The sequence below is a fragment of the Olsenella sp. KH3B4 genome (assembly GCA_900111695.1).
Classification (GTDB): domain Bacteria; phylum Actinomycetota; class Coriobacteriia; order Coriobacteriales; family Atopobiaceae; genus Tractidigestivibacter.
Genome location: FOHD01000006.1, coordinates 83762 through 104850, shown reverse-complemented (window position 1 = coordinate 104850; position 21089 = coordinate 83762). Strand labels below are relative to the sequence as shown.

The window sequence follows — 21089 nt, the reverse complement described above, 5'->3', positions numbered from 1 at the left end:
CGTTAGAAGGGAATGGGGGACCTTATGAGCAAGAAGGAATGCATAGCGATGCTTCTTGCCGGAGGGCAGGGCAGCAGACTTGGCGCGCTTACCAGCAACGTGGCAAAGCCTGCGGTCTCGTTCGGCGGCAAGTTCCGCATAATCGACTTCGCGCTCTCTAACTGCGCGAACTCGGGTGTCTCGACGGTGGGTGTTCTCACCCAGTACCGCCCATACCTGCTGCACTCTTATATTGGCACCGGCGAGGCGTGGAACCTCGACGAGCGTGACGGCGGCGTCTCAATCCTGCCGCCGTACGCCACCCAGACCGGCGGCGCCTGGTACGAGGGCACGGCAGACGCCGTGACGCAGAACCTGGGCTACATCGACCAGAACGATCCCGAGTACGTGCTCATCCTCTCGGGCGACCAGCTGTACCGCATGGACTACGGCAAGATGCTCGAGAACCACAAGCGCCACAACGCCGACCTCACCATCGCCGTCATGCCCGTGCCCTGGGAGGAGGCCTCGCGCTTTGGCATCATCACCCAGGACGATGACGAGCGCATCCTCAAGTTCACCGAGAAGCCCAAGAAGCCCGATTCCAACCTCGCTTCCATGGGCATCTACATCTTCAACACCGACCTCCTCGTGAGCTCCCTCAAGGAGGACGCCGTTGATCAGACCTCCGAGCACGACTTCGGCAAGAACATCATCCCCAAGCTCCTGGCCGACGGCAAGCGCCTGTACACCTACGAGTTCAACGGCTTCTGGCGCGACGTGGGCACCATCTCGAGCTACCACGAGACGAGCATGGACCTTCTCGGCCCCAACCCCGCCTTCGACCTCTACAGCGAGGACTTCCCCATCATGAGCAACGCCTCTACGAGGCCGCCTGCGTACGTGGGTCGTGATGGCGACGTCGACGACTGCCTGGTTGCCAACGGCGTGCAGGTCTTCGGCAAGGCCAAGCACTCGATTCTCTCTGTCGACGCCTACGTTGGCGAGCACGCCACCGTCGTCGACTCCGTCCTGCTCCCCGGTGCCGTCGTGAAGAACGGCGCGCACGTTGTTCGCGCAATCCTGGGCGAGAACTCCGTCGTCGAGGAGAACGTGAACCTCGGTAGCGTCGACTCTACGAAGGACACGGCCGTCATTGGGAATGACGTCGTTGTCGGGAAGGGGGAGTAAGCAATGGAAAAGGTCATAGGCCTCATTACGTGCAACTACTCGGCCAAGTCTCCGAGCGCGCTGGTCGAGAACCGTCCGGTGGCGTCGATGCCGTTTCTCGGCCGCTACCGCCTGGTAGACTTCCCCCTGTCCAACATGGTCAACGCCGGTCTGCGCACCGTGGGCATGGTCATGCCCTACAACTACCGCTCGCTCATCGACCACGTGGGATCTGGCAAGGACTGGAACCTCGACCGCAAGAACGGTGGCCTCTTCATCCTGCCTGGCTCCGCGTTTGGCACCTCTCGCACCGGTGCGCGCTTCCTCCTTCGTGACCTCGTCCACAACAAGGTCTTCTTCACGAGGTCGAAGTCAGACTACGTGGTCTTCTCGACCGCGAACTTCGTCTACAACATCGACCTGGACGAGATGTACAACGCGCACGTGGCGTCCGGCGCTGACATCACCGTCCTCGTCAAGCAGGCGAGCGGAAACGACGCCGACGTGACCGGCTTCGAGCTCGACGGCTCTCGCGTCACCGGCGTGAAGCACGGCGTCTCGTTCGGCGACACCGCGTTCCTCGACTGCTTCCTGATCAGCCGCCAGCTGCTGCTCGACATGTTCGACTGGTACGCTGCCACTGACTACCTCGACCTCTTCGAGGCGATGAGCAACGACTTTGGTCGCGTGAACGTCCAAGCGTACAACTTTGAGGGCTATGCCGCGGCAGTGTTCAACAAGAAGAGCTACTACCGCTCCAACATGGACGCTCTCGATCCCCGCATCAACGCCGAGCTCTTCCCCGAGGGCCGCTTCATCAAGACCAAGGCGCACGACACGTCGCCCGCAAAGTTCGAGGTGGGCTCCCGAGTCACCAACTCGCTCGTCTCGGCAGGCTGCCGCATCTTTGGCAACGTGGGTGACTCCATCCTTGGCCGCAACGTCATCGTGGAGAGCGGCGCCACCATTCGCGGCTCCGTGGTGATGCAGGACTGCGTCATCAAGAGTGGCGCCCGTGTCGAGAACGCGATCGTCGACAGGAACAACCTCGTCCCGGCGGGCACCGAGCTTCGTGGTACCCCCGAGGACGTCCTGGTCAAGGAAAAGGGTTGCGAGTAGAGGTGGGTACCATGCCAACAAGCGCACACCGCAGGAAGCTGAGGATTCTCTTCGCTTCCTCAGAGGCGGTGCCGTTCGCCAAGACCGGCGGCTTGGGTGACGTGGCGGGTTCCCTCCCACGCGCACTCAAGCATGCCGGTGCCAAGGCCGCCGTAATCATGCCCAAGTACGGGACCATTCCCCAGGAGTACCGGGACCGCATGAAGCACATCGCGGACTTCTACGTGCCCCTGGCCTGGAGGAACGTCTACTGCGGCATCGAGAAGCTCGAGCTCCAGGGACTCGACTTCTACTTCGTGGACAACGAGGCCTACTTCAAGCGTGACGGACTCTACGGCTACTTTGACGATGGCGAGCGCTTCGCGTTCTTCGCGAAGGCAATCTGCGAGGCCATCGTCAAGGTGCCCGAGCTTGCCTGCGACGTCTTGCACTGCAACGACTGGCAGACGGCGCTCTGCCCCGTCTTCCTGCGCGAGCTGTACCGCGGGGCACCGCAGTGCAATGACGTCAAGACCGTCATGACGGTCCACAACATCAAGTTCCAGGGCCAGTACGGCGACAAGATGCTCTCTGACGTCCTCGGCCTTGCCGACATCCCCGCCGCCCGCGACCAGCTCTACTGCGACAAGGACTCCATCAACTTCATGAAGGGCGGCCTGTGCTACGCGGACGCCCTCACCACCGTGAGCCCGAGCTATGCCTACGAGCTGCAGATGCCGTTCTACGGAGAAGGGCTCGACCCCATCTTCCGCAGGCGCTCCGGCATCCTCTCCGGCATTCTCAACGGCATCGACACCACCATCTGGAACCCCAAGACCGACGGCATGATCCCTGCGAACTACTCGCCCGACGACCTTGCCAACAAGGCCGAGTGCAAGCGCGCCCTCCAGGAGGAGCTGGGCCTTCGCCAGGATCCCACGCGACCGCTCGTGGTCATGATCGGCCGCCTCACCAACCAGAAGGGCCTGGGCCTTGTTCGCTATGCCATGGACGGCATCATGCAGCGCGGCGTCCAAGTGGCCATCCTTGGCACTGGCGACGCGGACCAGGAGGAGGCGTTCCGCTACTTCGACCAGAAGTACGGCGACATGATATGCGCGCGCATCGCGTTCGACAACGCGCTCTCGCACCGCATGTACGCAGGCGGCGACATCCTTCTCATGCCGTCCGAGTTCGAGCCATGCGGCCTCTCCCAGATGATTGCCATGCGCTATGGCACCCTTCCCCTCGTGCGCGAGACGGGCGGCCTGCGCGACTCGGTGGTCCCGTACAACAAGTTCACCGGCGAGGGCACGGGCTTCCGCTTCTCCAACATGAACGCGGACGAGATGGCCGACACGCTCCTCGGTGCCTGCGAAATCTTCTGGACGAACCATGAGCTGTGGACTAAGCTCATGCTCCAGGCCATGGCGACGGACTTCAGTTGGCGCCGAGCCGCAAACGACTACATGGACATCTACCACGGCCTTCACCCAGAGGTCATTCGGTACAACAAGAGAAGAGACAGGTAAGGCTTGAAGGCACGTCACGTAACCTCCGAGAGGGAGTACAGAGATCCCTTTGGCGCCGTCCGGCTGGGCGGCGCCGTTACTGTAGGCATCGACGTCTGGGACGACGACGTGACGTTCTGCACGCTTCGTACCTGGACCGACGGAGTGGGCGAGCGCCTGCTCGAGATGCATGGCGAGCAGCGCGGGAGCGTGACGCACTTCTCGGTCACCTTTACCCCGGAGCGCACCGGCATCATCTGGTACAGCTTCGACATCGAGGCGTCCGACGGGGCCGTGTGGCGCTACGGTGCACAGCCGGGCTGGACCACGGGCGAGGGCACGTTTGCCTATGGGGACCCCCCGTCGTTCCAGATCACGGTCTACAAGCAGCGCGCCATCCAGCCCAACTGGTATCGTGGCGGCATCGTCTACCAGGTCTTCCCCGATCGCTTTGCGCGGGGCGGGGACTGGCGCCACAGGGCTGACGTTGCCATGGAACGCCCTCACATCGCCGGCCCAGGCCGAGCGGTGGTAGACGACTGGTCCACGCCGCCCACCTATGACAAGGACGAGAACGGCCGCATCAGGCGCTGGGACTTCTACGGTGGCACCCTCGAGGGCGTTCGCGAGAAGCTGCGCTACCTCAAGGACCTTGGCGTGACGGTCATCTACCTCAACCCCATCTTCGAGGCGGCAAGCAACCACCGCTACGACACCGGTGACTACATGGCCATCGACCCCATGCTCGGTGACGAGGAGAGCTTCCGCCGCCTGTGTGTGGACGCCGAGGAGATGGGCATCTCCGTGATTCTGGACGGTGTGTTCAACCACACCGGGTGCGACTCGCGCTACTTCAACAAGTACGGGAACTATCCGGACTCTGTTGGTGCCTACCAGAGCGCAGACTCGGTCTATCGCCCGTGGTACACCTTCCACGACGACGGGACCTACGACAGCTGGTGGGGCGTGGACGACCTGCCGGCCATCAACGAGAACGACCCCTCCTACCACGAGTTCATTTGTGGGCGCGAGGGCGTGGTGCGGCGCTGGCTCCGCGACGGCGCGCGTGGCTGGCGCCTGGACGTGGCCGACGAGCTTCCGGACAGCTTCATCGCCGACATCAAGCATGCGGTCCTCGCCGAGAAGCCCGACGGCCTTCTCATCGGCGAGGTGTGGGAGGACGCCAGCAACAAGACGGCCTATGGCTCCCTGCGCCAGTACTTCGAGGGCTCGGAGCTTGATGGCACCATGAACTACCCGCTGCGCGAGGGGCTTCTCGCCTTCATGCGCAACGAGATTGGGGCACAGGAGTTGACGCGGCGCCTGGAGCAGCTGGGCGAGAACTACCCCGGCCAGGCGCTCTACAGCGAGCTCAACCTCCTGGGCAGCCACGATCGCGAGCGTCTCTTTACGACGCTTGGCGGCGCTCCCAACCCCGACATGCTCTCGGAGCCGGAGCGCGCGTCGTATCGCCTGGACCCCGGTCAGCGCAACCTGGCCAAGAGCCGCCTGTGGGCAATCACCCTCCTGCAGATGACCCTGCCGGGCGTTCCCTGCATCTACTACGGGGACGAGCGCGGCATGGAGGGCTTCCGTGATCCGTACAACCGCGCCGCGTATCCTTGGGACGGTGGCGACAAGGACTGCTTTGACATCTACCGCAATGCCATCGCCGTGCGCAAGACGCTCGACGTCCTGGTAGATGGCCGCTTCAACCCGTTCTCGGTGGTCGATGACGTGTTTGGCTTCTGGCGTCGGAGCCGCACCAAGAGCGATTGCGTCTGCGTGCTGGTGAACGCCAGCCTGAACGCGTCCCACACCGTTCGCGTGCCCATCGAGAGCGGCATGGAGGTCTCCGACGTCGTCTCTGGGCGCGACCCCAAGGTGTCGCAGGGCCAGGCAGAGGTCTTCCTGTGGCCGCTGGGCACGGCCGTGCTTCACTTCCACAGGCACGAGCGACTCCAGAAGCCGCTCGAGCGTGGCATGGGTGTGCTGTGCCACGTGACCTCGGTGCCCAACGACGGCAGGCCGGGAACGTTGGGAGCGCCGGCGAAGCGCTTTGTTGACTGGCTCGCCAGCTGCGGTCAGCGCTACTGGCAGGTGCTCCCCGTGAACCCCACGGATGAGTACGGCTCGCCCTACGCGGGACTGGCTGCCAACGCGGGCAACGTTGCCCTGCTCGAGCGCGATCCCGAGGAGGTTCTCGCAGACGAGGCGCTCTTTGGCGACGGGCGCTTCGCGGAGTTCTGTGACGATAACGACTACTGGCTCACGCCATACGCCACCTTCTGCGCGCTGAAGGACAAGTTTGACGACGCGCCGTGGCAGGCGTGGCCGGAGCAGTACCGCAGCTATTCGCCCCGGCTCGCCGATGATCCTGAGCTGGTGCCGGGCATCGAGGCGGCGCGCAAGCTGCAGTTTGAGTTCCAGCAGGAGTGGAACGAGCTTCGCGCGTACGCCAACAAGCGCGGTGTGCGCATCGTGGGCGACATGCCCATGTACGTCTCGGCAGACTCTGCGGACGTCTGGAGCGAGCCCGACATCTTTGACCTGGACGAGGACGGGCATGCGGCCATGCAGGCCGGCGCACCTGCCGATCAGCTCTCTGCCGAGGGCCAGCTCTGGGGCAACCCTACCTATGACTGGGACGTCCTACGCTCCGATGGCTACGACTGGTGGCTGCGCAGGCTCGGCCGCGCATTCAAGCTCTACGACTACGTACGTCTCGACCACTTCATTGGGTTCTCCTCGTACTACGAGATCGAGGCGGGCAAGCCGGCCACCGAGGGCGCATACGCCTTTGGGCCAGGCGCCAACCTCTTCCGCTCTGCCAACAAGCTCTTTGGTGGCCTGCCGCTCATTGCCGAGGACCTGGGCAACATTACGCCGGCCGTACGCGCGCTTATTGCCGAGACGGGCGTGCCGGGCATGAGCATCGTGCAGTTTGCCGACCAGGACGTTCGCAACGAGTTCACGCCCAACAGGGAGTCTGTAGTCTACACGGGCACGCATGACACCGAGACCCTCGTGGGCTGGTGCGCGCGCAGCTTTGTCGAGGGCGACCCCGAGAAGGCAGTCGAGGTGGCGCGTGACATCGAGCGCCGCACCGTGGGCGTCAAGAACGACCTGGTGATCCTGCCACTTCAGGACGTGCTGCTTCTGGGCGACGAGGCGCGCATGAACGTGCCGGGCGTGGCCGAGGGCAACTGGACGTGGCAGGCAGATGCCGCCGACGTGGATGCCGCGACCAGCTGGCTGCGCGAGCTGGCAAACGAGTCCGGGAGGGCCGTTGAGAAACGGTAGGGCCTCCTCTGTGTGAGCAGCCTAGTTGTTGTTCGAAATACTTGATGGGCGCCTGGGGATGAACCCTCGGCGCCCTTTCTATTTTCTCTATTACGCATTTTTCACAGAGTTGAATGGTCACTTAATATCTGTGTAAGCGTTCAGTTATGATTGGCAGAGTCCTTTACATGAACCAAATACTCGTCCAGAGGATCTGCCATGGCACTTACACGAGAAGAGTTTGACATCCTAAGTTCGCTGGCCGCCAATGAGGCCGGCGTTCCCGCAGCATCTCCTGTGATTGAGGGGCTTCGCAGCCTTGGCCTTGTTGCCGGCACCACCATCACTGAGCTTGGGCGCAAGGCGCTGCAGCCCTACCGGGTGGAGAACGCGGTCATCATGGCAGCGGGGCTCTCGTCTCGCTTTGTGCCCATCTCGTACTGGCGGCCCAAGGGGCTCACAAGCGTGCATGGCGAGGTCCTCATCGAGCGCCAGATTCGTCAGCTCCACGAGGTGGGAATCACGAATATCACGGTGGTCGTGGGCTATCGTGCGGACGAGTTTGCCTACCTTGCGGAGAAGTACGGCGTCCGTCTCGTGAAAAACGACCTCTACGCCGAGAGGAACAACAACTGGACTCTCTGGCTCGTTCGCGACCAGCTGAGGAACACCTACATCTGCTCGTCGGACGACTACTTTGTCAGCAATCCCTTCGAGACCTATGTCTACCATGCGTACTACTCGGCGGTCTACATGGACGGCCCCACAGACGAGTGGTGCCTTGGCGTCGACAAGGACGATCGTATCACCTCCGTGACGGTGGGAGGCAAGGACGCGTGGTCCATGCTCGGGCACGTCTACTTTGACCGGGCATTCTCCAACTCGTTCGTGCGCATCCTCGGTGACGTTGTGAGCGATCCTTCTTACGAGGAGCGCCACGCGGACGAGCTCTGGGAGGCCATCTACGCGCGCAACCTCGACAGCCTCTCGATGGACATGCGCCGCTACCCCAAGGGAGAGGTCCTCGAGTTTGACTCGGTCGACGATCTGGTCGAGTTTGACCCCCAGTTCCTAGCCTCGGTCGACTGCCCTGCGCTTGACAATATCGTGGCGGTCCTTGGCTGCGATCGAACGCAGATACACGACTTCCGTCCCATTAAGAACGGCCTTACCAACCTCACCTTCCACTTTGCCGTGGGCGCAGACGAATACGTCTATCGCCACCCCGGCATCGGCACCGAGAAGTTCATCAACCGCACGGCCGAGACGGATGCAGATACGGTTGCCCACCAGCTGGGAATCGACCGCACCTTCATCTACGAGGACGCCGAGAAGGGCTGGAAGATCTCTCACTTTGTGCCAAACGCAAGGAACGTGGATCCATTCAACGACGTCGAGGTCTCTCGGGCCATGAGCCTCGCCCGCACCTTTCACGAGTCTGGCGCGTGCATTGACGCCTCGTTTGACTTCTACAAGGACGGCCTGGGCTACGAGAGCCTGCTCAAGGACCACGGGGCCATTGACATTCCCGGCTACGAGGAGCTGCGCGAGAAGGTCACCCGCCTGAACGACTACTGCACCGCCGATGAAGGCTTTTCCGCTTGCTTTTGCCACAACGACTACCTGCCGCTCAACTTCCTCATTGGCGAGGACGGCGCGATGAGCGTGATCGACTGGGAGTTTGCCGGCATGGGCGACCCAGGCAACGATACGGCGACCTTCATCATCTGCTCCCAATACGACGAAGACCAGGCAAACGCTGCCATCGACGCCTACTTTGGGCGCGCTGCCACACCAGTCGAGCGTCGCCACTTCTGGGCGCGCGTGGTGCTCGGCGGCTGGTGCTGGTACGTCTGGGCGCTCGAGAAGGAGGCCGAGGGCGCCGGCGTGGGGGAGTGGCTCGGCATCTACAAGAGCTATGCCGTCACGTACGTTGACAAGGTCCTCTCGTGGTACGAGAAGAACGACATCCTGGCTGCTTAAGTAGGTATTGAGAGGGGTCAATCATGCCCTATGGCTTTGGCGCTGCACTCACCTGGGCGCTCGACACGGTAATTCTCGGCATCGCGCTTGCCAACCCCGCCTTCGCGGCAACGCCGCAGGCAATCGCGCTGGCCGCCTTCACAAGCACCTTCCTCCACGACGCAAGCTCGGCGGTCTTCTCATTTGCCTACATGGGAATCCGTCGCAAGCTGGGCGAGACCTGGCGCACGCTTCGCAGCAAGAGCGGGCTGGTGATTGTGGGCACAGCGCTTATCGGCGGACCTGTGGGCATGACAGGGTACGTGCTTGCCATCAACAATATTGGTCCCGCGTACACGGCGGCGATATCCGCCTTCTTCCCAGCGTACGGTGCGGCACTTGCGACCGTGGTCCTGAAGGAGCGCATGCGGCCCTACCAGTGGTCGGGGCTTGTCGCGTGCCTGGTCGCCGTGGCTGTGCTGGGTTGGACACCCGTCGACGGCGTGCCCGGTAGTTGGACCATGGGCATCATTGGCGCCTTGGTGTGCGTGCTTGGCTGGGGCACCGAGGCCGTAGTGATCGACTGGGGCCTGCGCAACGCAAGCGTGGACGACGAGTGCGCCATGCAGATACGACAGACAACCTCTGCCCTTACGTACGCGCTGGTCATCCTCCCGCTGCTCGGCGCGTGGCCCAGCACCATTGAGGCCCTCGTCTCGAGCGCCATGCCCACCATTGCCCTTGCGGCGCTTTCTGGTACGGCTTCCTACCTGCTCTACTACAAGGCCATCGCGAGCATTGGCGCCTCGCGTGCCATGGCCCTCAACATCACCTACTCTGCCTGGGCCATTCCCTTCTCGCTCCTGCTCCTGGGCACGATGCCCGACGTACGCGGCGTCGTGTGCGCTGTCGTTATCATCCTTGGGGCCGTCACGGCGGCAACCGACGTGAAGGCCCTCTTTGGGCACGGGGAGAAGGCTGAGGCGTAGAGGCGCTTCTTGGCACCGCCTGGCCCTGGGCGCCCCAATTTGCAGTCGAGGTGTGGGGCGTCCTGGGACGTCCGCCCGTGCCCCTGCCACCTGATACAATCGCGGAGAATTACCGCTACTACGAGCCCGCATGCATGCCATGCGGGCCGCTTTGCATGTCTCTCTGCTGTACCAAGGAGTTGCCTTCATGTTTATCAACAGGGTCTCTCGCCAGCTGCTTTCTGCACCCGAGCTCGTCCCGCTTCTCCACGAGCTGGGCTGCGGCAATGACGCCTCCCTCGCCGTGGGCCAGAGCGCCCGACCGCTGATGATTGCGGCGCTCTGGGCACGAGACCCGCGTCCCTGTCTGGTTGTTGTCTCGGGCGAGGAGGCGGCGGATCGCGCCGCGCGGGCGCTTGCCGCCTGGCTGGGCCAGGACGTCGTTGCCCGCTATCCCATGCGCCGCGATCACCCGTGGGCCGAGGCTGCCCCCGATGACGCCGTTATTGGCGCCCGCTGCCGTGCGATTTCCCGTCTGGCTGCAGGTGAGAAGTGCGTCGTGGTGGCATCGGCGCCGGCGCTCTTGCGTCGCGTGCCGCCGGCGGGATCGGGCTACTTTGCCTCGAGCACCTTCTCCGTGGGTGATGAGGTTCCCTTCGAGGACGTGGCGCCCCTGCTTGTAGGGATGGGCTACACGGACGTGGGCGACGCGGAGGACGTAGCGGCACCCGGAACCTTTCACGTGCATGGAGACTCCGTCGACGTGTTCCCCGCGCAGGCAACCTCTCCGGTGCGCATCGAGTTCTTTGGCGACGAGATTGACCGTGTGCGCCGCATGGTGCCCTCCACGGGCCAGACCATCGGCGAGCTGGACTCCGTTGACGTGGTTCCCTGCCGCGAGATGGCCTTCACCAACGAGACCATCTCCCGCGCCGAGAAGGCGCTCTACAACCGCGCCCAGAACGACACCAAGCTCGCGGCGGATCTTGAGGCCATCCAGGCGCGCGCCGCTCAGCCGTCGCTCGAGAAGTACCTCCCCGTGCTCTACGGCGGCTCGGCCAGCCCCATCGAGCACATCGCGAAAGATGCCCTCGTGGTGCTCGCAGAGCCCCGTGCGCTTTTCGACGACTGCCAGCGGGCCATGGACGACATCTCTGCCTCGGCCTCCTCGGCTCACGTCTCGACGGACGGGCTCTACACCAGCCCGCGCGAGATGGACTTTGGGCGCCAGCAGCGCCTGTCCCTCTCGTCCATCCTCAGGGTGGGCGGTTCGGTGACGGCGGAGCTCAAGGTGCGTCAGCCCAACGTGGCCGGTGCCGACACCAAGCTCATCTCGGTTGTTCGTCAGCTCATTAATGACAACACCAGTGTGGTGTTCGCCGCGCCGGACCGCGGTGCCCGCGAGTCGCTCGAGCTGCGCCTCACCGACGAGCACATTCCCTTTGCGGAATCGCTGGGCTCGGCTGCCGAGAATGCCGTGCCCGTGACCTCCCCAGACGCCAACGGTGCCGTGGCGCCCCTGCGCCGCGGCTCGGTGACCTTCACGGACGCGCCGGTGCCCGCGGGCATCGTGGTACCCTCGGCGCACCTGGGCGTGCTCTCGATTTCCGACCTCACGCCGCGCACGGCGCGCAACCGCCGTCGCGCCAAGCGCGTGGACCCCACGAGCGTGACCTTCCCGTTCAAGCCCGGCGACTACGTGGTCCACGCCACGCACGGCATCGCGCTCTTCTCACAGATTGTGCGCCAGGAGGTCGCCGGGCGCATGCGCGACTACTTCCTGCTGGAGTACGCCGGCGGCGACAAGCTCTATGTGCCGCTCGAGCAGGTCGACCGCATCACGCGCTACGTGGGCCCCGATGGCTCCTCCCCGCGCCTCACGCGTCTTAACACGGCGGACTGGTCACGCGCCACGGGCAAGGCCCGGCGCTCGGCCAAGAAGCTGGCGTTTGACCTGGTTGACCTCTACACGCGCCGCGCTTCGGTGACGGGCTATGCCTTCTCGCCCGACACCCCCGCCCAGCTGGACATGGAGTCGAGCTTCCCCTACGAGCTCACGCCCGACCAGGCCTCGGCCGTGGCCGACATCAAGGCCGACATGGAGGCGAGAAAGCCCATGGACCGGCTGCTCTGCGGTGACGTGGGCTTTGGCAAGACCGAGGTCGCCCTGCGTGCGGCGTTCAAGTGCTGCCAGGACGGCAAGCAGGTCATGGTCCTTTGCCCCACGACGATCCTCGCCGAGCAGCACTTCGAGACGTTCTTCTCGCGCTTCTCGCCCTTCGACCTGGACGTCCGCGTGCTCTCGCGCTTTGTGACACCCGCCCAGCAGCGGCAGGCGCTCGAGGGCTTTGCCACAGGCACGGTGAACGTGCTCATTGGCACGCACAGGCTCCTCTCGGCAGACGTCAACCCCCACGACCTTGGGCTCGTTATCATCGACGAGGAGCAGCGCTTTGGCGTGCAGCACAAGGAGCAGCTCAAGAACATGCGCGAGCAGGTCGACGTGCTCACGCTCTCGGCCACGCCCATCCCGCGCACCATGCAGATGGCCATGAGCGGCGTGCGCGACATGAGCCTCATCATGACGCCGCCGCCGGGACGTCTGCCCGTGAAGGTGCACGTGGGGGAGTGGGACCCAGATCTGGTCTCGGCAGCCATCCGCAACGAGCTGGAGCGCAAGGGGCAGGTCTACTACGTGAGCAACCGCGTGACTACCATCGACGATGCCGTGGCGCGCGTGATGGAGGCGGCGCCCGAGGCGCGCGTGGGCGTGGCGCACGGCAAGATGAGCGCCCGCGAGGTAGAGGACGTGATGCTGCGCTTCCAGGAGCACGAGATTGACGTGCTGGTGGCAACGACCATCATCGAGAGTGGCATCGACAACCCCCGCACCAACACGCTCATCATCGAGGACTCCCAGCGCCTGGGCCTGGCCCAGCTCTACCAGCTCAAGGGTCGCGTGGGGCGTGGCCGCACGCAGGCGTACGCCTACTTCATGTTCCCGGCGTCGCAGCCGCTCACGCCCGAGGCCACCGACCGCCTCACCGCCATCAACGAGTACCAGGACCTGGGTAGCGGCATGCGCATTGCGATGCGCGACCTCGAGATTCGCGGCGCGGGCTCGCTCATGGGCGCCGAGCAGCACGGCAACCTCTCGAGCGTGGGCTTTGACCTCTTCACGCAGATGCTGGGCGAGGCCGTTGCCGAGGCGCGCGGCGAGACTGCCGAGGTGGAGGTGCCCGAGGTCACCATCAACCTCGCCGCCGACTTCTACCTGGCCGAGGAGTACATGCCCGAGGTGGACCAGCGCGTGCTCGCGTACCGCAGGCTTGCCGCAGCAACGGAGCTCTCCGACGTGGATGCGCTCCAGCGCGACCTTGAGGAGAGCCACGGGGCGCTGCCGCTTGCCGGCCGCAACCTCCTTGACCGGGCGCGCATCCGCATCCGCGCGCAGCGCCTGGGGTGCACGGTGGTCTCGCTCACCAATGGACGCCTCATCTACCAGGGAATCGACGTGCCGAGAAAGACGGCCCTCAAGCTCAAGGAGCGCGGCGCGCTGGTCTATCCCAAGACGCACAAGCTGGCGTACCCCTTCCGCGCAAAGCAGGAGGAGGTCATGCCCGCCGCGCTTGGCGTGCTGGAGGAGGTCGGCGGCGGCGACGAGACGGACGACGAGTAGGGGCTGGCAGTAGCCACAACGTGACGAGAGGGGACGACCTCATGGCTTTGAGCAGGGATGACAGGGCAAGGCTCATCAGGTCTGGCAAGTTGGCGCGCACGGCGCTTGCGGCAGCGCACATGGGGTCGCGGACAGGCGCGCTCGCCGCCACCGGCGATGGCCTGCCTGTTGATGAGTTTCTCGCCGGTGACATCATGGACTACCTGCGCGGTGCCCTTGTTGTCGAGGACGCAGGCGATGGCCTTGTCCAGCCGTACCGCTTCTCGGAAAAGCAGCTGCGCTACTTCGATGCCATCGATCGCGGCCACAGAGCTCGCGCTACCTCCGGCATATGCATGTCGCTTGTGACCACGGGGGACGAGGTCTCGTTCGACTGCCGCGTGACCCAGCCCCTCGACCGTGCGAAGCCGATGTACGACGAGGTCATGGGGCATCTGGGGAGCCTTGGCCAGGCTGAGGACGGGCTCATTGACGGCATCGACGTGGTCGTGGGGAGTGGCCAGGCCCATACCGTGGCTGTCCGCGACGGGCGCATCTCTGTGAGCTTTGACAATCCCGGTCACACGCCCGTTGAGGTGCGCGTCTACCTTCCGCTCATCATGTCTGTGGCCGTTGGGCATCTCGCCGCCAACGGCACGCTTACGCCCGCGTCCCGGCGCGCCTATCTTCTCGCCTTGGGCGACTCCATTACCCAGGGCTTTGTTGTGGGGTGCCCGTCGCTCTCGTACCCCGCGCTCCTCTCGGCGTCCCTTGGCCTTGACCTCGTGAACCAGGCGGTTTGCGGCTACGTCTTTGACCCGCAGACGCTTGCGGGCATCAAGGCCTTGCGCGGCGAGCCGCCCGCTGCGATCACCGTTGCCTATGGCACCAACGACTGGAAGCGCAAGGGCTCGGGCAAGAAAATCCGCCGCGATGCAACTGCCTATCTGGACCGCCTGTGCAAGCTCTTCCCGCATACACCCATCTACGTACTCACGCCGCTCTGGCGCACGGAGGAAGACGACCCCCAAGCGCTCGCGGACATCCCCAGCGGCAAGCCGCTCTCGTGGGTGCGCCGCGCAATCGAGCGTGCCTGCAAGGGGCGTCCAAACGTGACCGTGATCGACGGCGCGGCAGTCCTGCCCAGGAACCCGCTCCTGTTTGCCGACGGCAGGCTGCACCCCAGCTCATCAGGCGCAACGTACGTTGCCGAGGCGCTTGCTGCGGCCATGCGGGCAAACGAGGTCGCCGTCGCTGGCACGCCCCATCCGGCGACAGAGCCCGAGCCCGTACGAGAGCAGGCTCCCGAGGAGGCCGGGGCTGACCTTGACGCCGTTGACGCCGAGAGCCTCTCGCGTCCGGGAGCCCCGGCCGCACACCCGGAGTTCGACCGTCTCGTCCGCACAGTCTGGCGCCTGCGTCAGGAAGACGGCTGCCCCTGGGACCGCGAGCAGACGCACGAGTCCCTTGCGCGCTATATGGTCGAGGAGGCCTACGAGGCGGCCGAGGCCCTGCGCACGGGCGACAACCCCCACATGGCCGAAGAGCTTGGTGACGTGCTCTACCAGGTGATCCTTAACTCCGAGGTGGCCTCGGAGAAGGGTTCGTTCACCATCGACGACGTGTGCCGTGCCATAGACGAGAAACTCGTGCGCCGCCATCCGCACGTGTTTGGGGGTATGGACGCCGAAACCCCCGAGGACGTGGCGCGCATCTGGGACAATGTGAAGCGCCGCGAGCGCGAGGCGACGGGTGGACGGGCCGCGAAAGCCGAGGAGGGGCTTCTCGACTCGGTGCCGCGCTCGATGCCTGCGCTCATGCAGTGCCAGAAGATCAGCTCCCGCGCGGCCAGGGCGGGCTTCGACTGGGATGACGTATCAGGCGTGTGGGAGAAGGTGCGCGAGGAGCGCAACGAGTTCGAAAGCGAGCAAAAGGGCTCGCAGAGCCGTGCGCTGGAGTTTGGCGACCTGCTCTTCTCGCTGGTCAACGTTGCGCGTATGGAGGGCATCGACGCCGAGGGCGCGCTGACGCAGAGCAACGAGAAGTTCCGTCGCCGCTGGTCGCGCATGGAGGAGCTGGCCCGCGAAGGAGGCGTCGCTCTCGAGGACCTTTCGACCGAGGAGCTCAACGTTCTTTGGGACCGTGCGAAGCAAGAGGAGAAGAGATCTTGACCCTGCCCGAGCGCCTTCCTGGTATACACTGAGACCCATACGGCGCGTCCGCGCTGTCACGCCAAACCACACTAGAAACGAAGCAACGGCATGAGCAGATATTCGGGCACAGAAATTGCGCTGAGAGGTTCCGTAGACGTGTCTCCCAGACCGGCTGTCTATACCTATTCCGCAGGTAGAACCCATCGTTCACCATTCTCCTCGGTGATGGAGGGCGTTCGCGTGGAGGAGGACGGCCCCACTGGTCGCCACGTGGGCACGGGTACTGCCGCACGGCCGCGCTCTGCCCGCATGCAGGCCTCTGAAGCCCGCAGGCGCGCCTCTCGCGGCGCCTCCGTCGGCCGCGCACAAGCGACGCGCTCTGTGGGTGCTGCAAGCGCCGCTCGCACGCGTCCGCGCTCCGATCGCCGCGCGCAGCGCGTTGCCGAGCCCGCGTCCGGTGCCGTTGCCGACGTTGCCTCCAGGGCGGCGGATGTGGCCTCAGGTGCCACGTCCGCGGCCTCTGCGACGGTCTCGCGTGCCGAGGAGTTTGCGGGCGCGCATCGCCTTCCTGTCATCATCGTTGCCGTAATCATTGCCACGGCGGTCATGCTCTATGGCCCCGCCTGCAACCTCTATGCGGCATGGCGCTCGGGACTTGATCTTCAGGCCACCTATGATGCCACCGCCCAGAGCAACGACCAGCTCACCAGCGAGGTCGACGCCCTCATGACACCCGAGGGCGTCCAGGACCTTGCGCGCGAGCGCGGCTACGTTGGAGAGGGCGAGACGGGCGTGGTTGTCGAGGGCCTCTCGGATGCTGATGCCGATGCCACCCCCATGGGCACGGGCACGGTCGTCTCGGCGGATGTTCCCTGGTACGTGAATGTCGCCGACGTCATTTTCCACTACTCCACGGACACCTCGGGAAGCGGTAACTAATGCGCAGGGTCGCGGTCATCGACATTGGTACGGTCACCTGCCGCCTTGCGGTGGCAGACGTCGAGGGGTCCCGCGTTGTGCGGCTGGGCAAGCAGTCGAACATCTGCAACCTTGGGCAGGACGTGGACAGGACCGGCAAGCTTGCGCAGGATGCCATGGAGCGCGTCTTTGCCTGCGCAAAAGCCTACGTCACGACCGCGCGCGAGTCCGGCGCAGAGGCCGTGTGCTGCACCCTCACAAGCGCCGCACGCGATGCCTCGAACTCGCCCGAGCTGGGCGCCGCCCTTGCCTCGCTGGGACTCGATTCTCTCATCATCCCCGGTCAGATCGAGGGCGCCCTCACCTTCCTGGGCGTAGCGCAGGACTTTGAGGGTCGCCGCATCCTGGTTGCCGACAACGGTGGCGGCTCCACCGAGCTTGCCGTGGGCGAGCTTGCTAGCGGCACCCTTGACCTGGGGTGGGTTACCTCGGTCCAAGTTGGCTGCAGGCGGCTTACAGAGCGTTTCCTCTCGCGCGAGGACCCGCCGTCTGCTGCGGACCTGGCCCAGGCCCACGAGTACGCGGCGCAGACCTTCTCGCAGGCGCTCAAGGACGCAGGAGGGCGCCTGGGCAATCCCCAGACGCTTGTGGTCACAGGCGGGACGGTCACCACGCTCGTTGCCATCGATGCCGAACTTGACCCGTACGACCCCGCATACGTGCATCTTCACGAGCTTGCGGGCGAGCAGGTCGACGCCCTTGAGCGGCGCCTTGCCTCGCTCACGCAGGAGGAGCGCGCCGCGCTCAAGGGCATCCAGGCCAAGCGTGCGCCCGTGATCTTGGGTGGCGCTGTTGCCGTGTCAGAGCTTGTGCGCCAGACGGGCTTTTCGAGCCTCACGGTGAGCGAGAGCGATCTTCTCTTTGGCCTTTCGATCGTCGCTGCTGCTATGCTTGAGGGGCGCGAGTCTCCGGTGGTGTGGAAGCCCACCATGAGACCGCTCAAGACGTCTGGGGAGTAGGGCACTCCCAAGACGAGCTGGGGGCGTGGCGGAATTGGCATACGCAGGGGACTTAAAATCCCTCGCCGAAAGGATTGTGGGTTCGAGTCCCACCGCCCCTACCATTTCTCGACTCGGTTAGCACGCGGCCTGCCTTCGGTTTGCGCGCGGCCTGCTTGCCGCTGGCGTGTTGTTTTGGCGCATGCGCCCAGAACATCCCGTTGCGTGTCCCACATGAGGACAAGTGGTGTACAACTATGTCTCGCAACGTCGGCGCGCTTGGAGCGGGGGAGGGGCAGCATGGCAGAGAACGGCACAGATACGCTGCGGGATGCCCAGCAGGCGGTGGCCGGCAGGTCTGCGGAGCAGGTTGCGGGCAAGGCGGGTTCCGCTCCCGTGTACTCGCGGCTGGCAGACCTTCTGCGCGAGAAGATCGCGCTGCACGAGTGGGCGCCCGGCTCCCGCATTCCCTCCGAGCACGAGCTCATGGCTCGCTTTGGCATTTCGCGCGGCACCGTTCGCCGCGCCATCAGCGAGCTCGTGGACGAGGGGTTTCTCGTCCAGGTGCGCGGCTCGGGCACCTTTGTCTCCGAGCGCGCTCTCTCGCACCCCGCTGGTGAGCGGCCCCTCTCGTTTGGGGAGTCCCTTCGCGAGCAGGGTAAGGACTTCGTGACCCACGTCCTCGACAAGCGCGTGGTGCCCGCCCCCGCAGACGTCTCCGAGCACCTGCGCATCCAACCTGGCAGCCCGGTGCTCTACCTGCTGCGCGTTCGTACCGTCGATGGCAAGCCGGTCCTCTGCCAGGAGGGTTGGGAGAACCTTGGCGAGTGCCCGGGCCTCGAGGACGCCGACTTCTCGCGCGAGACGGCCTTTGACGCCGTCGAGCGCTGCTCTGGTCGTAAGATCACCTGGTCGAAGGTGCGCTATTCCGCGTCTGCGGCGGGGAAGCGTGCGGAGGCGCTGGGATGCGGTGAGAACGATCCCGTCCTCGTGCTGCGTCAGACCATCGGTCTTGCGGACGCGACGGTCATCGAATGGGGCCTCACCTGGCTGCGTGCCGGGCAGGAGGTCGCTGGGACCTCTGTTCAGGGCGGTTGGCTTCCCACGGCGCTCGCCTCGGCGCTTGTCCCCTCTGAACGGCGCCGTCTCTCGGGGCTTGCCCTGGACATCCGTCGCGCCGTTGTCGAGTTTGCGCACACCAACCCGGATATGCCGTTCCACCTGGGCGGAAGCCTCTCGGCTGCGGAGATTCTCGCGGTGCTCTACGGCGGCGTCATGCGCACGGGGGCCGATGGTACCCCCTGGGAGCGGCGCGATCGCTTTGTGCTCTCCAAGGGACACGCTTCCCTCGCGCTCTACCCGGCACTGCTCCATGCGGGCCTCGTCTCGCAGGAGGACATCGACCGCGGCCTTCTCGGCCCCAATGCCGTGCTGTTCAAGCACCCCAGGCGCGATCCTGCCCGCGGCATCGAGACCTCCGGCGGCAGCCTTGGCATGGGGCTTGGCTACGCGTGTGGCCTGGCCATTGCTGCCAACAGGCGAGCGAGTGGCTCGCGCGTGTTCTGCCTGCTGGGTGACGGCGAGTGCAACGAGGGCTCGGTCTGGGAGGCCGCCGCGCTTGCCGGCCATCTGGGCCTGGCATCGCTCACGGTTGTCGTGGACGTCAATGGGCTGCAGCTCGACGGGCCAACGGCGCAGGTCCTGGACACGGGAAGCCTTGCGGAGAAGTTTCGCGCCTTTGGGTTCGAGGCAATTGAGGTGGACGGCCACGATGTAAGTGCGCTCTGGAGTGTGCTTGCGCCAAGCCACACGCGGCCGCGTGCGGTGCTGGCTCACACCACCAAGGGCAAGGGCCTCTCGTTTGCCGAGAACTGCGTCGAGTGGCATGACAACAAGCTGACCGACGAGCTGTATGCACAGGCGGTCAAGGAGCTTGGCCGGGAGGTGAGCCATGTCTAGAGAGGCCACCGGAACGCCCTCGTTTGTCTCGAATCCCGCCGAGTTCGACCGGCTGGACTCGCGCGTGGTCTTTGGCCGCGCACTGAGCACAATTGCCGAGAATGACCAGCAGGTCATGGCCGTTGTCTCGGACTATGGCCGCCGGCTTGCGCTGGACGCGCTGCGCTCCAAGCTGCCCGGCTCCGTTGTCCAGTGCGGCATTGCCGAGCAGAACCAGGTCGAGGTTGCGTCTGCCCTGGCCAATGAGGGCTTCCACGTGTTTGCCCCGTCTTACGCGCCTTTCATCACGGCTCGCGTGCTCGACCAGGTGCGCGTTAACCTGGGGATGATGGAGTCGCCGGTCGTGCTCGTGGGGCTTGGCGCGGGGTATCACGCGGGAATCCTTGGCCCCAGCCACATGGCGCTGGAAGACCTTGCCTGCATGCGATCGATCCCGGGCCTCACGGTGGTGACGCCGGCAACCAACACCGGGCTCGCCTGCGCGCTTGCGGAGCTTGCACGCAATCCGCGGCCTGCCTACGTGCGCATTACGCAGGCACCCGCCGGCGATCCCGAGCTTCCCGCCGGGGGCTTCGAAATCGGGCGCTGCCGTGTGCTTGCGGACGATGCGCCCAATGGCATGGCAGACGTTGCGATTGCTGCATGCGGCTCCATCGCGTCGCGCGCGCTGGCGGCTGCCGGGCTGCTGCGCACGCGGGGGCTTGCCTGCCGCGTGGTGAGCGTGGGCACCGTGAAGCCGCTTGACCAGCGCGTTGTTGATCTTCTCGCCAGTGCGAGGCTTGCCGTGACGGTGGAGGAGCACAGCGTGGTGGGCGGCCTTGGCGGCCTTCTCGCCGAAGAACTGCTCGACCGTGGGGGCGCCCCGGGGTTGCTGCGCCTTGGCGCGCCCGACTGCTACCCCGAGGCGGACGAGCAGCCCCGCCTGCTTGAGCGCGCGGGACTTACGCCCCAGGGACTTGCGGCATCCATCCTCACCCGGCTGGGGTAGGGGTGCGGCTTTCGCGTGCGGCTGTCGCGCGGCTTACTGCTCCATGAGGCGCAGGATTTGCTCGTTGGCTGCATCCGCACCGGACCCGGTGAGGTAGGGCGTACCGTCAACGGCCGGACAGTGCAGCTCGGAGGGCTGGATGGCGGTGGCCACCATGAAGTCGCAACCCCTGGACTTCTCGGGCGCGGTGCTGAGAGGAACCTGCGCAATCTCGTAGTGACCCCTGTAGCCATGCGCGTCGAGGAGCTCCTCGATTTTCTTGCGCGCAATCGTCGAGGTGACAACGCCGGAGCCGCATGCGATGAGGATGCGCTTCTTCTTGTCCGACATGTGGGGGCTCCCTTCGATGCGAGCGGCACGATGCCGTCCGTAGGCACCTGACCTTATCAGCCATGGTAGCGTGACAGCCCGGCGTGTGGGATGGCGCGCTGCACGGTTTTACCGA

General features: G+C 65.0%; 13 protein-coding genes and 1 tRNA gene. 13 read left to right on the top strand and 1 reads right to left on the bottom strand.

The genetic code is table 11. The features are described from left to right. Positions 1-24: 24 nt before the first annotated feature. The 13 genes from BMX94_RS07220 to BMX94_RS07160 all read left to right on the top strand — a co-directional run bounded on the left by BMX94_RS07220 (position 25) and on the right by BMX94_RS07160 (position 20644). Positions 25-1170 (top strand): glucose-1-phosphate adenylyltransferase, encoded by a 1146-nt coding sequence (locus BMX94_RS07220; protein ID WP_091005276.1) that lies wholly within the window; start codon positions 25-27, stop codon positions 1168-1170. A gap of 3 nt (positions 1171-1173) precedes the next feature. Next, positions 1174-2268: a glucose-1-phosphate adenylyltransferase subunit GlgD gene (gene glgD / locus BMX94_RS07215; protein ID WP_091005168.1), complete on the top strand. Its 1095-nt coding sequence runs from the start codon at positions 1174-1176 to the stop codon at positions 2266-2268. A gap of 11 nt (positions 2269-2279) precedes the next feature. Next, a complete protein-coding gene (glgA, locus tag BMX94_RS07210; protein ID WP_091005165.1) occupies positions 2280-3779 on the top strand; it encodes a glycogen synthase GlgA in 1500 nt (499 codons plus the stop codon). 3 nt (positions 3780-3782) lie between these two features. Next, positions 3783-7061 (top strand): 4-alpha-glucanotransferase, encoded by a 3279-nt coding sequence (locus BMX94_RS07205; protein ID WP_091005164.1) that lies wholly within the window; start codon positions 3783-3785, stop codon positions 7059-7061. Positions 7062-7259: 198 nt separating this feature from the next. After that, positions 7260-9023: a phosphotransferase gene (locus BMX94_RS07200; protein WP_091005161.1), complete on the top strand. Its 1764-nt coding sequence runs from the start codon at positions 7260-7262 to the stop codon at positions 9021-9023. 23 nt (positions 9024-9046) lie between these two features. Then, positions 9047-9991: a DMT family transporter gene (locus BMX94_RS07195; RefSeq protein WP_091005159.1), complete on the top strand. Its 945-nt coding sequence runs from the start codon at positions 9047-9049 to the stop codon at positions 9989-9991. A 187-nt stretch (positions 9992-10178) separates the two neighbouring features. After that, positions 10179-13649: a transcription-repair coupling factor gene (mfd, locus tag BMX94_RS07190; protein ID WP_091005157.1), complete on the top strand. Its 3471-nt coding sequence runs from the start codon at positions 10179-10181 to the stop codon at positions 13647-13649. Between the two features lie 41 nt (positions 13650-13690). Next, entirely contained in the window at positions 13691-15799 is a 2109-nt protein-coding gene (gene mazG, locus BMX94_RS07185; RefSeq protein ID WP_091005156.1) for a nucleoside triphosphate pyrophosphohydrolase, read from the top strand. A gap of 222 nt (positions 15800-16021) precedes the next feature. Next, a complete protein-coding gene (locus BMX94_RS07180; RefSeq protein WP_091005154.1) occupies positions 16022-16720 on the top strand; it encodes an FtsB family cell division protein in 699 nt (232 codons plus the stop codon). Next, positions 16720-17718, top strand: a complete 999-nt coding sequence (locus tag BMX94_RS07175; RefSeq protein ID WP_091005152.1) for a Ppx/GppA phosphatase family protein — start codon at positions 16720-16722, stop codon at positions 17716-17718. The genes BMX94_RS07180 and BMX94_RS07175 overlap by 1 nt, the downstream gene beginning before the upstream one ends. Positions 17719-17737: 19 nt before the next feature. Continuing rightward, positions 17738-17822, top strand: a tRNA-Leu gene (locus BMX94_RS07170). Between the two features lie 175 nt (positions 17823-17997). Beyond that, positions 17998-19656 carry a thiamine pyrophosphate-binding protein gene (locus BMX94_RS07165; RefSeq protein ID WP_091005150.1) on the top strand — a complete coding sequence of 553 codons (1659 nt, stop codon included), beginning with the start codon at positions 17998-18000 and terminating at the stop codon, positions 19654-19656. Further along, positions 19649-20644, top strand: coding sequence for a transketolase family protein (locus BMX94_RS07160; protein WP_091005148.1), 996 nt, complete (start codon positions 19649-19651; stop codon positions 20642-20644). The genes BMX94_RS07165 and BMX94_RS07160 overlap by 8 nt, the downstream gene beginning before the upstream one ends. 33 nt (positions 20645-20677) lie before the next feature. On the opposite strand, the gene BMX94_RS07155 is transcribed toward BMX94_RS07160, so the two are convergent. Then, a complete protein-coding gene (locus BMX94_RS07155; RefSeq protein WP_091005146.1) occupies positions 20678-20974 on the bottom strand; it encodes a PTS sugar transporter subunit IIB in 297 nt (98 codons plus the stop codon). Between the last annotated feature and the right edge of the window lie 115 nt (positions 20975-21089).